General features: G+C 44.9%; 9 protein-coding genes. 2 read left to right on the top strand and 7 right to left on the bottom strand.

Features of this window, described 5'->3' with window-relative positions; translation table 11 throughout:
- Window positions 1-7 precede the first annotated feature (7 nt).
- The 3 genes from ALKIM_RS0113195 to ALKIM_RS0113185 form a co-directional block, all read right to left on the bottom strand.
- Window positions 8-1,126 (bottom strand): phosphotransferase enzyme family protein, encoded by a 1,119-nt coding sequence (locus ALKIM_RS0113195; RefSeq protein WP_026475055.1) that lies wholly within the window; start codon window positions 1,124-1,126, stop codon window positions 8-10.
- A 153-nt stretch (window positions 1,127-1,279) separates the two neighbouring features.
- Window positions 1,280-3,190 (bottom strand): glucosamine-6-phosphate deaminase, encoded by a 1,911-nt coding sequence (nagB, locus tag ALKIM_RS0113190; protein WP_026475054.1) that lies wholly within the window; start codon window positions 3,188-3,190, stop codon window positions 1,280-1,282.
- A 283-nt stretch (window positions 3,191-3,473) separates the two neighbouring features.
- The gene (locus tag ALKIM_RS0113185) at window positions 3,474-4,820 is read right to left on the bottom strand and encodes a Gfo/Idh/MocA family protein (RefSeq protein ID WP_044117944.1); all 1,347 of its coding nucleotides are present in this window, start codon (window positions 4,818-4,820) and stop codon (window positions 3,474-3,476) included.
- A gap of 289 nt (window positions 4,821-5,109) precedes the next feature.
- Here ALKIM_RS0113185 and ALKIM_RS0113180 point away from each other — a divergent pair, with 289 nt between their 5' ends.
- Entirely contained in the window at window positions 5,110-5,751 is a 642-nt protein-coding gene (locus tag ALKIM_RS0113180; protein WP_052345560.1) for an AlbA family DNA-binding domain-containing protein, read from the top strand.
- A 74-nt stretch (window positions 5,752-5,825) separates the two neighbouring features.
- The gene (hrpB, locus tag ALKIM_RS0113175) at window positions 5,826-8,309 is read left to right on the top strand and encodes an ATP-dependent helicase HrpB (protein ID WP_026475051.1); all 2,484 of its coding nucleotides are present in this window, start codon (window positions 5,826-5,828) and stop codon (window positions 8,307-8,309) included.
- Window positions 8,310-8,319: 10 nt separating this feature from the next.
- Here the strand turns inward: hrpB and ALKIM_RS0113170 are convergent, their stop codons facing one another.
- The 4 genes from ALKIM_RS0113170 to rpoC all read right to left on the bottom strand — a co-directional run bounded on the left by ALKIM_RS0113170 (window position 8,320) and on the right by rpoC (window position 15,689).
- Entirely contained in the window at window positions 8,320-9,045 is a 726-nt protein-coding gene (locus tag ALKIM_RS0113170) for a CPBP family intramembrane glutamic endopeptidase (RefSeq protein ID WP_084555887.1), read from the bottom strand.
- A 101-nt stretch (window positions 9,046-9,146) separates the two neighbouring features.
- A complete protein-coding gene (locus tag ALKIM_RS18570) occupies window positions 9,147-10,886 on the bottom strand; it encodes a glycoside hydrolase family 3 protein (RefSeq protein WP_052345559.1) in 1,740 nt (579 codons plus the stop codon).
- Between the two features lie 55 nt (window positions 10,887-10,941).
- Entirely contained in the window at window positions 10,942-11,262 is a 321-nt protein-coding gene (locus ALKIM_RS0113160) for a DUF3467 domain-containing protein (protein ID WP_026475049.1), read from the bottom strand.
- A gap of 149 nt (window positions 11,263-11,411) precedes the next feature.
- Window positions 11,412-15,689, bottom strand: coding sequence for a DNA-directed RNA polymerase subunit beta' (gene rpoC, locus ALKIM_RS0113155; protein WP_026475048.1), 4,278 nt, complete (start codon window positions 15,687-15,689; stop codon window positions 11,412-11,414).
- Window positions 15,690-15,726 lie beyond the last annotated feature (37 nt).

Here is a 15,726-nt window from a genome sequence, read left to right as displayed (position 1 = left end):
TTACAATCTATTTTGCAGAAAGATTTTCACTGTAAGCATCCAAAATGATGCGTTTCATACTATCATACTGCTCCTCCAGTTTTTCGACCAGACGAATTTGAGCTCTTGCCCGTTGCAGATTATGCTCCGGAAATTTAACCTTATAGTAGACATCTCCGTTGATATAATCGGTGAGAAAACGCATACCCATAATATATGGCAGGAGCAAACAGCCATCGGCAAGAGAGTCAGCCTCTTCGCGGGTCAGATTACCAGATGCCGCTTTGATGAACCCCCTCGCAAAAGCCTCAAAAAAATTCATGTTAACCTGAATTTTATCCAGCTCTTTCTCGTCTTCCTCGGCCGAGTTCACAATGGTGCGGATGGCATCACCAAAATCATAAGCCACATATCCCGGCATAATGGTATCCAAATCAATTACGCACTGGGCCATGTCATTGGCATCCAGCAACACATTGTTGAATTTGGTATCATTGTGCGTGGTTCGTAACGGTAGTGCACCAGAAAGACCCATCTCCCTGATTTTGCTCATGGCGGGCACACGGCTGAGTATGGCACTAAGTTCCACCGCTACATCTTTAACTCTGTCAACCGGATTTTTTGAGATGGCGTCCTGAAGCTGATTGTGCCTGTTGCCAATGCAATGAAATCCCGGAAGCACTTCGCCCAGCTGACTGGCATCCAAATCAGAAAGCAATGCATAGAAACGGCCATAGCCAACACCTCCCTGATAAGCCTGTATTTCTGTCTCTACCAAATCGTAACTTCTGGTATCTTTCAAAAAAAGAAAAAACCGCCAATAGGAACCGTCCGCTTCAACAACGTAACTTTTGCCATCCACAGCAGGAATAATGGTAAGCACCTCTTTGTCAGGATTTGAACCCGGCATTTGGCTCAGCTTCGCTTTCAGAAAATCCGTGACAACAACCATGTTGCGCATCAGCATATCCACCTCCTTAAAAATGGATGTATTGATTCTCTGAAGGATGTAATCGTCGCCCCCAGGCAATCCGTTTTTTACTCGGTATGTATCATGAATATGGCCGGAACCAAACTTCTCAACAGACTCAACATTGCCGCGAATCTGGAACTTTTCAATAATACTAAGCAGATTTTCACTGTTCATAGACTTCTGTTTAAGGAGTTGGCAACACTGCTCAAATTAACAATTGACAAGGAATCAAATTTCCCGGTTTTGTAATTGTACCGTCCCCCAACACCTAAAGTGTCAGGGAACGGTACTTACACAAATCACAATCAATCTAAACCAAAATCAATTTCAAAAATGGTATCTTTTAAAAGCCTCTATGGCTTCATACTCGGTAAATCCCAACTCATCATAAAGCCGGGCTGTGGCACGGTTTCTATCCTCTGCACGCTGCCAAAACTCACGTTTGTCCTTCCCTGGAAACACGGGTGAATCTTTTTGCGATTGGTGTTTAAATATGGCTTTGCGCTTCTTCATCAGCTCCTCAGGGCTTAATGGCACAGCCATCTCAATGTCCTCTATGTCCCACTCATGCCATGCACCACGATAAAGCCACACATAACAATCGTTTATCCATGATTCACCTTTTAGTTGCTCAATGGCTTCAAAAATGGCATTTAGGCAAACCGCATGCGTACCGTGTGGGTCGTGCAAATCGCCGGCGGCATAAATCTGATGTGGACGCACCTCCTGAAGCAACTGCTTAATGATATCAATGTCGGCCTGTGATACGGGACTCTTCTTTACGCTACCAGTTTCATAAAAAGGCAGGTTCAGGAAGTGGATGTTTGACTCTTCCACCCCGCAGAAACGACAAGCCGAAATGGCTTCGCCCTGACGAATAAGCCCTTTAATACCCAACACCATTTCATGTTCTCCACCTTTGCGGCGGGTATCTTTAAGTAAACCAGTTACTTGATGATACAAACCTTCAATCTCCTTCTCGGCCACACCAAACTTTTTGGAAAAGCCCAACATAAAATCGCTGAAACGGTGTGCATCGTCATCAAAAACTGCAATATTACCTGAAGTTTGATACGCCACATGCACCTCATGACCCTGCTCTACCAACCTGAGAAATGTACCACCCATTGAGATTACATCGTCATCGGGGTGTGGACTAAAAACAATAGAACGCTTGGGAAACGGATTGGACCGTTCCGGACGAGTTTTATCATCAGCGCCGGGTTTACCGCCGGGCCATCCGGTGATGGTACGCTGCAATTGGTTGTAAATACTGAGATTTAAGTCGTATGCAGAGCCATAAAGCCTAACCAGAGAAGTAAGTCCTCCTGCCTTGTAGTCCTCCTCGGTGAGTTTCAAAACAGGCTTTTTGGTTTTGCGAGCCAGCCAAATCACGGCTTTCTTTTGCATATATGGGTTCCAATCACAAATGCCCGTGAGCCATGGATATTCAAACCGGCTCAACTTTGAGGCAGAACCTTTATCCAAAAGAAACAACACATCCTCATGATGCTGAAGGTATGATGCAGGCAACTCATCGGTCACCCCTTCCTCCACTGCCTTGCGGATAACATCTGCTTTTGGTTCGCCCCATGCCATCAAAAACACTTTTTTTGACTTGATGATAGATTTAACACCCATGGTGATGGCTCTGAAGGGCACATTGTCCTTATGGCCAAAATCTTTAGCCGCATCCTCAATGGTCACCTCGTCGAGGTTCACGAGGCGGGTTTCTGTGGCAATGGTTGAACCAGGCTCGTTAAAACCTATATGTCCGGAACGGCCAATGCCTAGTATCTGTATATCAATGCCACCCAACGCTTCAATGGCAGAGTCGTAATCGGCGCAGAAACTGTCAATATCATCAGGCGCCAGAGTTCCATCGGGAATATTCACATTTTCACGTGCGATGTCGATGTGATTAAATAAGTGTTCGTACATGAAGCGACGATAGCTTTGGTCACTATCTGGCTTCATTGGATAGTATTCATCTAAATTAAAGGTAATTACATCCTTAAAAGAGAGGCCATCTTCTTTATGAAAACGGATAAGCTCCCTGTAAACTTCCAAAGGTGAAGAACCTGTGGCAAGACCTAAAACAGTCTTTTTATTGCTGGCATTTCTGCTTCGGATGAGCGATGCTATTTCGCGGGCAACATATTTTGAGCCCTCCTCTCTCGATTTGAATACCCTAACCGGAACTCTCTCAATCTGTTTGTTATTCATACTATTACCCATAAAATTTTGTTTTATGATACCCGTGAACGGGCTTCATTTTTGTGTGTTTATAAATGCCGGATATGAAATTACTATACAAACATAAACATTGTAATCTTCTTTAAAAAATTTTCAAAAGAAAAAATGTGTTCGAACACGCATTTTAGTCAAAACAATCACAATCGCGTTATTCAACCCTGAATACCAGCTCATAAAAACAACAAAAGAGGCCACCAACAAAAGCAGGTAGCCTCCTTAACAAACAACTTAATTACTATGAAAAAACAAATGATTGCGTAATCGCCTATGAGATTTTAGTTTTGGGCTCAAGTGATGTAAGCCCCTTGATGTTAACCGGAACGCCTTTGGCCACACTCTGCCGTGCAGCAATACCACATAAAATAGACATAACACCATCACGCAACGTTGCCTGTTGCCTTAACGGATCAGACATTGAAGGATCTTTAAACAGCTTGTCCATCATGAGTGGATCTCCGCCCCAATGGCCGCCGCGAGCAAAATCAATTCGGAAAATTTTCGGCTTCTCATCGGTGTAACGATCGATGGGAGTAAAAATTAACTCCGCAAAACTCTTGCCCGGATACCCTTCGATACGCGCCTCCAGCCGACCTTTGGTGCCGTTGAAAGCAATCCAATACCCGTCATAATCTGTATCTCCCGTAAGTGAGTAGTTTAACACAGCGCCATTCATATATTTGACTACGGCAGAATGCTTCTCGTAAATGTCGATATTCTCGCGAAACACGCAGTTGTCACGTATATAGCCGTCGTGCTGTTCATTGTCGGCATATAAAGATTTCAGGATTTGGTTTTTATTGATATCCCAATAGTAAGGACACTTTGCAGTGTGCGCACAACTGCGACAATTCTTACCACGGAAGGGTCCTTTTTTGCCAAACCGATCCAATGACGCATACGCAAAAACTTGTTGCGGCTCTGAATCGAGGAACCAGTTTATCATGTCAAAATGGTGTGTGGATTTATGAACCCATAAGGAGCCTCCTCTGTCACTCTCGCCATGCCAGCGCTGCATGTAATACATCAGGTGGCTGTGGTGAATGTTCCAATGAAAATCAACTGTATTGATGTCACCCACCAGACCTGACATTATCAACTCTTTCATTTTGGCACGGTAGGGCGGATATCTGTAGTTAAAGGTTACAATGATATTGCGACCGGTACGCTCTTGTGCATCAAGAATAGCCTGTGCTTTTACCTCATCAATGGTTAGTGGTTTCTCTGTGATGATGTCGCACCCCATCTCCATCCCTTTTATTATCACTTCGTGGTGCGAAGAGTCCTCCGTAGTAACAATCAACACATCAGGCTTCTGCTTTTTAATTAACTCCTCCAGATTGGTAAATGTAGGGCAGCCGGCACCAATGTAGCCATCGGCAAACTTTAAACGCCCCGGATTGGTATCGCACAAACCAACCATATCGATATACTGGCCATAATCCTTCATCAAATCCTTACCAAACATATTCACCCCCCTAATGCCAGTACCAACCAGGGCAAATCGCCTTTTGCGGGTGCCCGACTTCCTGTTTGTGGCCACTGAAGTTGTCGGATTTACGAGAAGTGCTCCCGCCGCAGCGCCGGTACTAGCAATAAATTTTCTTCTGTCCATTTTTATATGCTTTTATGAGTTCAAAAAATCTGTTTTATCGTTTGAAAAATCTCACCACTCAACCAGTGTTTAAATTTATTAAAATCAAAAGATAAGTGTTAATTGCGCAGTTTAAAACCATAGAGACTATTTGCCGCATTTAGTCAGACAAAATGACAACACTGCCCCTTCTGTGCAAATAACTCCTCAAAAAACCAACTGATAACATCAACTTATTCAATGACCACGACCACTACGAAGATTTTTTCATTTTTTTTGCGAAATTTGAACTATTAATAAACGCAATACAGTGAGCCGATATCTTAAAGAGTTAATTGCCGAAGGTGAACACCAAAAGCAGGACTTTAAATATGCCATCAACGACTCCCGAAAAATAGCCCGCACACTGGCCGCTTTTGCCAATACGGACGGTGGACGCCTGTTGGTTGGTGTGAAGGACAACGGCAGAGTAGCCGGCGTTGCTTCCGATGAAGAATATTATATGGTAGAGGCTGCTGCCAACATGTACTGCCGTCCTCCCGTTAAATTTGAAACAAACATAATCGATTATGAAGGAAAAACGGTTCTTGAAGTACTCATACCCAAGAGTCAGGACAAACCACATAAAGCGCCCACCAAAGAAGGAGACTATAAGGTTTATGTGCGTGTAAACGACCAGAATATTCTGGCGAATTCGATTCTTATAAGAGTATGGACCCAACAAAAAAGAAAGGAAGGCACCCTGCTCAAACTCTCCCAGGCAGAAAACCTTCTTCTCGCCTATTTAAACGAAAACTCTTCCATCACATTATCAGCCTTTCAGAAATTGGCAGGCATCAGGCGTTGGACTGCCGAACGCATCATCATTAACCTGATGGTAATTCAGGTATTGGAAATGGAGCTTTCGGAAAAGCACTGTGTTTACAGATTGAAGAAACAGCCCAAAAAATAGCGATTTCACTTTGCAAACGCTCAGGATAGAAACTCATCTATTATGTATATTTGCCCAAAATAATTTACGCCAGCATGCTTTTTCATTCATCCGGAAACGTACTTCCCATATCAGAGATTATACCCGATATACAGCGTACACTCACATCAGAAAACACTCTGGTTGTGGCTGCCCCACCCGGTGCCGGAAAAAGTACACTGCTGCCACTGGCACTGCTAAACGAACCCTGGCTTGCACGCAAAAAAGTCATTATGCTGGAACCTCGTCGACTGGCGGCACGCACCATTGCCACGCGCATGGCTTCGCTTATAGGGGAGGAAGTTGGGCAAACAGTTGGTTATCGCATCCGATTCGACAACAAAATATCAAAAAGCACCCAACTCGAGGTGGTAACCGAGGGTATTCTAACCCGCATGATACAAAGCGACAACGCCCTCGAAGATGTTGGCATGGTAATTTTTGACGAGTTTCATGAGCGTAGTCTGTTTGCCGATGTGGCATTGGCACTGTGCCGCGATACTCAAAAAGTTTTGCGTCCGGACTTGCGCATCGTCATCATGTCCGCCACCCTCGACACCGAGAAAATAGCCACTCTGTTAAAAGCTCCGCTTATCGAAAGCCACGGGAAACAATATCCGGTAGAAATAACATACAAAGGCCCTTCGGATGTATCCATCCTTCCCGAATCGGCAGCCCGCGCTGCGTTGGATGCACTAAAAAACGACGCGGGTGACATTCTGGTTTTTCTCCCCGGAGAGGGGGAGATTCATCAATGCGAAGAGATACTAAGAAAAAATACTGATGGCATCTCCATTCACCCACTTTATGGCAGACTTACACCGTCGCAACAAATGGCTGCCATCATGCCGCGCCGCGATGGCAAAAGAAAAATTGTGCTGGCAACTTCCATCGCCGAAACCAGCCTCACCATCGAAGGGGTTTCAATAGTTATAGACTGCGGTTTTGGTCGCAATCAGCGGTTCGACCCCGGAACCGGCCTCTCCAGACTGGAAACAGCTCTGATCTCAAAAGATTCGGCCGACCAGCGCGCAGGAAGAGCCGGGCGCCTCGGGCCGGGAAAATGTTACCGGCTTTGGAGTCTGGCCGACCACCACAGACTGGCCAGTCACCGCACCCCAGAAATCAGCGATGCCGACCTTTCCGCATTGATGCTTGAAATGGCCAGATGGGGCGTGGAAAATATTTATGAACTTACATGGGTAACTCCACCACCGCAATCGCACATAAGCCAGGCTACTGAACTCCTGCAACAACTGAAAGCTCTCGACAACGGCAAAATAACCCCACATGGACGACAAATGGCCGACCTCCCCTGCCACCCCCGGCTGGCGCACATGCTTATTAAGGCGCGTGAATCAAACCAACTTGCACTTGCAACCGACATAGCGGCCATTCTGGAGGAGAGAGACCCAATGCCCAAAGAAACCGGTATAGACATAAACATCAGAATTGAAGCTTTGCGCCGAAGCAGACGCAACGACAGGGAGAGCAGACTATGGAGCAAAATTGAGCGGTCGGCTGCATCGTACCGAAGAATTTTCAACATTCAGGCCAACAATGAAACCTTTGATGCCTTTGAAAGCGGCCTACTTCTGGTTTATGCCTATCCTGAACGCATAGCCGGAGCACGACCCGGCACCAATGCACGGTTCCAGATGGCAAACGGCAGTTATGTGATGGCTTCACATACCGATGACCTGGCACATGAACCCTGGCTGGCGGTGGCACACATGGATGCCCGGGGTGGCGATGGCAAAATATTTCTGGCAGCACCGCTTAACCCCAAAGACCTCCTGCCGATGGTTGAAGAGCGGGAGAATGTCACTTGGGACACCCGAAAAGGCGGCGTAGTGGCTACCAAGGACTTAAGAATAGGCACCATTGTTTTGCAATCCAAACCGATAGAATCTCCCAATCAGGATAAAATCATCGAAGCACTGTGCGCAGTGATTGAGAAAGAAGGTATGAATCTCTTAAATTTTAACGATGAGATAGCGCAATGGCAAAACCGCGTTTTAAGCCTTCGACAATGGTACCCCAACGATGAATGGCCCGATGTAAGCACAGCCACATTGCTGAAAAATTGCCACATCTGGCTTGCACCTTATCTCACACAGGTAAAAAGAAACGATGATTTGAAGAAGATAAACCTGCTGGACGTGTTACAATACAGTTTGCCAACCGATAAGCAACTTGCGCTCGACAGGCTGACACCGCAAAAAATAACGGTTCCAAGTGGCTCATCCATAAAGATTCAATACCAGCCCAACGCATCAGCTCCGATACTTGCGGTGAGGCTTCAAGAGATGTTTGGTCTGGCCGATACACCCACCGTAAACAATGGCACCACGCCGGTTTTGCTCCATCTGCTTTCACCGGGCTTTAAACCCGTTCAAGTAACGGCTGACCTACGCAGCTTCTGGAACAACACCTATTTTGAAGTGCGCAAAGAGCTCAAAAACAGATACCCTAAACATGTTTGGCCCGATGATCCCTGGACGGAAAAAGCCATTAGAGGCGTAAAACGAAAACAGTGAGTTTTTCTGATTATATCAACCCCAAAGCAATGGCAATAAACGCAGGGCCATTTAACCCTCCGTGCATAAGCACGCCAACCCATGAGTTTCCTGTTTTTTGAACAATATAGGATTGCAAAAACATGAGCGGAAGCAGAGATAGCATGAGCTGCCATCCAAACGCAAAATGAAAGATACTCCATCCCAATCCATGAATCAACCAGGCATATCTGCCAAATGACAATTCCTGACGCGGCAAAATCACCCCACGCCAAATTATCTCCTCTCCCATAATGTTTAGTACCCAATAAGGCAGCCAAACAAGCAATAACCAATACCGGCCTGTTGTTAAAGGTTCAAACGACATAAAAACCGGACTATGGTCAAATTCGCCCCAGATAAGGGTAATACCTTCAAGAATTAGTGCGCTAAATAATCCAACAATCACAAGGCCTGAAAAACTCCAAATTAAATCACGGCGCGTTAGCTTCCTGAATCGCATCCGTACACGCCAAGTATCAATGTCGGTAATTTGACGACCTTCATTTCGGAGCATTACAAAAGCCAATAGAATTAGTGGCGTAAAAACGATTAGCCCAGCCACAATGAACCAAAATAAAATCATCTCCTGACCAGTCACACTCGCCAAAAAAGGGATTAAATAGTGAGAAGAGAGATACAAGAGAATGGCAGCACATGTAAATATCAATGCTGAAGAAAGGATACCGAGTTTTGGCATTTGTCGCATCGGAATCATAAGGAATTATTTAAGTGATGAATGAGTTACATCCAGTAAAGACCCTTGATTTGATGATTGATAAAAACAAGCATCATAAAAAAACAAGCGCTATAGCAATCCTATTTAGGAATATTAATACCATCACCTGCATTAAACAGCTCACCCACAGAAACCGGCAACTGACCATTGGCGGTTATTTTACCTTGCAGCAACTGCATAACCGCACGTTCGGCAAACACATTGTTTTGATAGGAAACGATTAAGGCGGTTGACTTGGTTAAACCGCTCCAGCTGGCGAGATGGTAAGCATTGCCCATGAACACAGAAACAGACCGCCCCTTTTCAGCCAACCGCATCAATCGCATTTTACGTGCCTGATTAGCCGCAAGTCGTCCCCATCGGGTATCGGCCACAACAATCACAAATCCATCATAGCGGTCGAGCGAAGAAATAACACGGTCAAAAGCAGCACCATCAGAAGTTGAGAGTTCATACACCGGCAGCTTAAATTGAATCCTGATATCGGCCGATAAGGAAGGTGCACTCCCCAAAACCACACAGGCATAATTACCTGAAAAGCCCCCAGACAAAGGAAGTGCTTCGTTTTCATTTCTTAATACGGTGAGTGCTGCATTGTGTAACTTCTGGTTTAATTCGTAAGTTTCGACACTATTCAGGCATTTAACGATATCCTCCGTGCAGTGTTCGCCAGATGGCAACCGTTCAGTCAGCCAATACTTAAAAGCCAGTGACCGCCGGCATTTATCCTCAATTTGTGCCCAGGATAACTGTCCTGATTCAATAAACTTCAAAACCTCTTCGATGGCGGCAGGCAAGTTCTCGGTAAACTCCACTATGTCGTTGCCAGCTGCAAGAGCAAGTGCATCAACCACTCCCGGACGACCCATTACTTTCGCTCCTTGCATGTTCACAGCATCAGTAATTACCAAACCATTAAAGCCCATTTGCTTACGTAAAAGATCCTCTATCACACCCTTTGAAAAACTGCTTGGAACACCTTTTGTTGCCTCCAGTGCCGGTACTTCAATGTGTGCAGTCATAACCGCCCAAATGCCGGCATCGGTCAGTGCTCTGAATGGCGGTAAATCCATCTCATTAAGTCGATCGAGAGTATGGTTTACGATGGGCAGCGTTTTATGTGAATCGGTGTCGGTATCACCATGACCGGGAAAATGCTTGCCTACAGCCATCACGCCGCCTTCCTGCAATCCTTGCATATATGCCACCGCCTTTCGCGAAACGTTATCGGGAATCTCTCCAAATGAGCGATGACCAATTACAGGATTATTGGGGTTGCTATTCACATCAGCCACAGGCGCCATATTCACATGTATGCCCATCAGCCGGAACTGACGAGCCATTTCCAGACCCATACGGAATATCAGGCTGTCATCCTGAATGGCACCAAGTGTCATGGCATAAGGGAATGGTGTTACATCTGCAAAACGCATGGCCAATCCCCACTCTCCATCAATCGAAACCAGCAGACGCAATTCGGATTCAGACTGCAAATCGGTAATCACCTGTTGGGCTCTTTCGGGACGCATGCGAAAAAGTAAGATACCACCCGGCTGATGCTCTTTCACAAGAGATTTCAACCGGCCGTAAGCTACCTGATTGTCAACATTCTCCACGGCGAGCCAAAACAGTTGCGCAATTTTTTGCCTTTCAGATAATGATTCATACACCGAATCGACCCATGCCCGACTTTCGTCATAAATCATGTCAGGAAAAATAATCCTGGAAGCCTCCTCCTGAGCAGGAGCAGTTATCTGACTGCATCCAAGCAGCATAAGAAAGATAAGAGGCAATAAGCGTCCAAAAAGCAAAGAAACCATAATCCAGAAATATCTAATTATACACGAAGCGGCTTAAACAATATACATCAACGCATTATGCCTGACCTGCAGGTCCACCAAATGCCATCGGATTGAAACCACCCTGTCCGTCCTCGATGTGTTTTATGGGACCAAACTGCTGCTCATACCGTACAATATTATCTTTTAATGCATTAAGCAAACGCTTGGCATGTTCAGGTGTTAATATCACGCGCGATTTTACCTGAGCTTTTGGTACTCCGGGCATGATGCGCACAAAATCGAGCACAAATTCAGAAGGCGAATGGCTGATGATGGCCAGATTGGAATAGATACCTTGTCCTATTTCCTCGTTAATTTCAATCGTTAATTGCTGTTTGTTCTTAGTATCTTCCATGATATATGAATTATTCAATTTTCGGTTAAAGATATTCTTTTTGACAGGAAAGCAACAGAATTCAAAGCCGGTTTTTGCACTCGTTTAATAGAAACAAAAATAGGGAAGCACAAGCTCCCCTATTTTCTTCTATTTTGAGTCGATATTTACTATTCGTAAACCCGTTCGCTCTCTTTTTTATTACCAACCAACTTGTCGTACTCTTCACGAGAACCAACCACCAGTTTATCATACTCACGTAAACCGGTACCGGCAGGAATAAGGTGTCCGCAAATAACATTCTCCTTAAGACCTTCCAAGCGGTCAACTTTGCCCTGGATAGCAGCTTCGTTAAGCACTTTGGTTGTTTCCTGGAACGATGCAGCCGACATGAAACTCTTAGTCTGAAGAGCTGCACGGGTAATACCCTGTAGCACCTGACTCGATGTTGCTGGCACGGCTTCTCTGGCTTTTACCAATTTAAGGTCACGACGCTTCAGCTGAGAATTTTCATCGCGCAAACGACGGGCTGTGATAATCTGGCCGGGACGCAATGACTGTGAGTCACCAGAATCTTCGACCACCATTTTACCCCAAATCTCATCGTTCTCTTCCATGAACTCAATTTTATCAACCACTTGTCTTTCAAGGAATCTTGTATCACCTGGATCGTCTATTTCAACTTTCCGCATCATCTGTCTCACAATGATTTCAAAGTGCTTGTCATTGATTTTCACACCTTGCAAACGATACACATCCTGTACCTCGTTCACAATGTATTCCTGAACAGCTGTAGGCCCTTTGATAGCAAGAATATCAGCAGGTGTTGTAGCGCCGTCGGACAATGGTATACCAGCACGCACATAGTCGTTCTCCTGAACAAGAATCTGCTTTGAAAGCGGCACAAGATACTTTTTAACTTCACCATTTTTCGAAGTCACAACAACTTCGCGGTTACCACGCTTAATCTTACCAAATGCAACCTCACCATCAATCTCCGAAACCACAGCCGGGTTAGATGGATTACGAGCTTCGAACAACTCGGTAATACGTGGCAGACCTCCGGTGATGTCACCTGCACGACCCATCGCACGTGGAAGTTTCACAAGTATCTGACCTTGTCTTACCTTGTCACCTTCGTCAACTGAAACGTGGGCACCCACAGGTAAGTTATAAACCCTAAGTACTTCACCATCCTCAGACAGAATCTGTACGCCTGGGTTCTTAGTCTTATCTCTGGTTTCGATGATTACTTTTTCACGGAAACCGGTTTGTTCATCCGACTCCTCTTTGTAAGTAACACCTTCAATAAGGTTTTCAAAAGCAATTTTACCTGTCTTTTCAGATATAATCAATGCGTTCCATGGATCCCATTCACATACAAGGTCTCCTTTGGCTACTTCTGCACCGTTTTTGATAAACAGCTTGGCACCATAAGGAATTGGTTGTGTAGTGAGTGAAATACCTGTATTCTTATCAACAATACGCATCTCAGCCAATCGGCCAATAACCACATCCACATCCTGACCATCGTCGGTTGTATGAGGAACAGTACGTAATTCATCAATCTCAACAATACCATCGTAGCGCGCAAGCATGCTGCTTTCAGATGTGATGTTTGACGCAGTACCCCCAACGTGGAACGTACGAAGCGTTAACTGAGTACCAGGCTCACCAATAGACTGCGCAGCAATTACCCCTACAGCCTCACCATTGTGCACCAAACGGCCGTTGGCAAGGTTACGTCCATAACATTTTGAACATACACCTTTTTTTGATTCACAGGTGAGCACTGAACGAATTTCCACTCTCTCAATGGGCGATTTATCAATAATTCGGGCAGACTCCTCAGTAATCTCAGAACCCGATTTAATAATAATATCTCCGGTTGTTGGATTGTACACATCATGTACTGATACACGTCCCAGAATACGTTCATAGAGAGAGGCAACAACCTCTTCATTGTTTTTCAGGGCAGTAGCTGTAAGTCCACGTAAAGTACCACAATCTTCCTCAGTGATAATCACATCCTGTGACACATCCACCAAACGACGGGTAAGATACCCGGCATCTGCTGTTTTAAGAGCCGTATCCGCAAGACCTTTACGGGCACCGTGCGTTGAGATAAAGTACTCAAGTACCGACAGTCCTTCTTTAAAGTTTGATAAAATCGGGTTCTCAATAATCTGTCCGCCTTCAGCACCAGACTTCTGTGGTTTCGCCATCAAACCCCTCATACCTGACAACTGACGAATCTGCTCTTTAGAACCCCGGGCACCGGAGTCAAGCATCATATAAACTGAGTTGAAACCTTGTTGGTCAGAACTCAACTGATCCATCAAAATATGAGTCAATCGGGCGTTAACGTGCGTCCAAATATCAATAATGGCATTGTAGCGCTCATTATTGGTGATGAAACCCATATTATAGTTATTCAATACCTCTTCAACTTCATCATATCCGGCCTTTACAAGTTCATCCTTCTCCGCCGGAATAATCACGTCTTCCAGGTTGAATGACAATCCTCCCTCAAAAGCCATTTGGTATCCAAGGTTCTTGATATTATCAAGAAAGTCTGCGGTTTGTGGTGTTCCACATTTTTTATGTACATCACCAATGATGTCACGCAGAGCCTTCTTAGTAAGAAGTTCATTTACGTAACCTGCATCGTGAGGAACAACTTCGTTGAAAAGGATTCGCCCTACGGTTGTCTCAATAAAGGTAAGTTCTCTTTCACCTTTTGAATTGATATCATAGGTTTTAACCTTAACCTTTGCGTGAAGTTCTACCTTCTTCTCATTGTAGGCGATTTTAGCCTCCTCGGGAGAATAGAACACCAATCCTTCACCTTTAGCACCTGGACGCATCTTGGTCATATAATATAACCCAAGTACCATGTCCTGTGATGGAACAGTAATAGGCGCTCCGTTTGCAGGGTTCAAAATATTCTGAGAACCAAGCATCAACATTTGTGCTTCAAGAATGGCAGCATTGCCCAATGGCAAGTGTACCGCCATCTGGTCACCATCAAAGTCGGCGTTAAACGCAGCACATGAAAGTGGGTGTAACTGAATAGCTTTTCCCTCAATCAACTTTGGCTGAAACGCCTGAATACCCAAACGGTGAAGTGTTGGAGCACGGTTTAACAGCACCGGGTGTCCCTTCAATACATTCTCAAGAATATCCCAAACCACAGGATCTTTGCGGTCTACAATCTTCTTGGCCGACTTAACGGTTTTCACAATACCGCGCTCAATGAGCTTACGGATGATGAAAGGTTTGTATAATTCAGCGGCCATATCTTTTGGAAGACCGCATTCGTGCATTTTTAATTCAGGTCCAATAACAATAACCGAACGGGCTGAATAGTCAACACGCTTACCAAGCAGGTTCTGACGAAAACGTCCCTGTTTACCTTTCAATGAATCAGAAAGCGATTTCAACGGACGGTTGGCGTCGGTTTTAACTGCATTGGATTTACGAGAGTTGTCGAACAACGAGTCTACAGACTCCTGAAGCATCCTTTTCTCGTTACGCAAAATCACCTCTGGTGCCTTAATTTCAATCAATCGCTTCAAACGGTTGTTACGAATAATAACCCTGCGATATAAATCATTAAGGTCAGATGTTGCAAATCGGCCACCATCCAATGGCACCAAAGGACGCAGTTCGGGTGGGGTCACCGGAACAACTTTAACAACCATCCACTCGGGACGATTCACTCCTTTAGACTCACGGAATGACTCAACTACCTGAAGACGCTTCAACGCTTCGTTTTTACGTTGCTGTGATGTCTCTGTATTTGCCTTATGTCTTAAATCATAGGACAAATCATCCAGATCAAGACGGGAAAGCAGCATGTGTAATGCTTCAGCACCCATCTTAGCGATGAATTTATTTGGATCCTCATCATCAAGCATCTGATTGCCTTTGGGCAGCGCATCAAGAATATCAAGATACTCTTCCTCAGTCAGGAAATCCATTGTTTTAATGCCATCCTCAGCCTTTACACCAGGATTAACAACAACATAACGCTCATAATAGATGATAGCATCAAGCTTTTTGGTTGGTAACCCAAGCAAGTAGCCAATTTTATTTGGTAAAGAGCGGAAATACCAGATATGTGCCACAGGCACAACCAGTGAAATGTGCCCCATACGCTCGCGTCTGACCTTTTTCTCGGTCACTTCCACACCACATCGGTCACACACAATACCCCGATAACGGATACGTTTGTATTTACCGCAATGACACTCATAATCCTTAACAGGACCGAAAATTCTTTCGCAGAACAATCCGTCACGCTCAGGTTTATAAGTTCGATAATTGATAGTCTCCGGTTTGAGAACCTCACCACTGGAACGTTCCAGTATCTCTTCGGGAGATGCCAAACCAATAGAGATTTGGGTAAAATTACTCTTGACTTTCTGTTCTCTCCTGAATGCCATATATAGTAGAGTATTAGATAATTAAAAAAGAGGCCTG

The sequence above is a fragment of the Alkaliflexus imshenetskii DSM 15055 genome, from assembly GCF_000517065.1.
Taxonomy (GTDB): Bacteria; Bacteroidota; Bacteroidia; order Bacteroidales; family Marinilabiliaceae; genus Alkaliflexus; species Alkaliflexus imshenetskii.
Note: the sequence above shows the minus strand (reverse complement) of the source record. Positions and strands in the feature narration are given on the sequence as shown.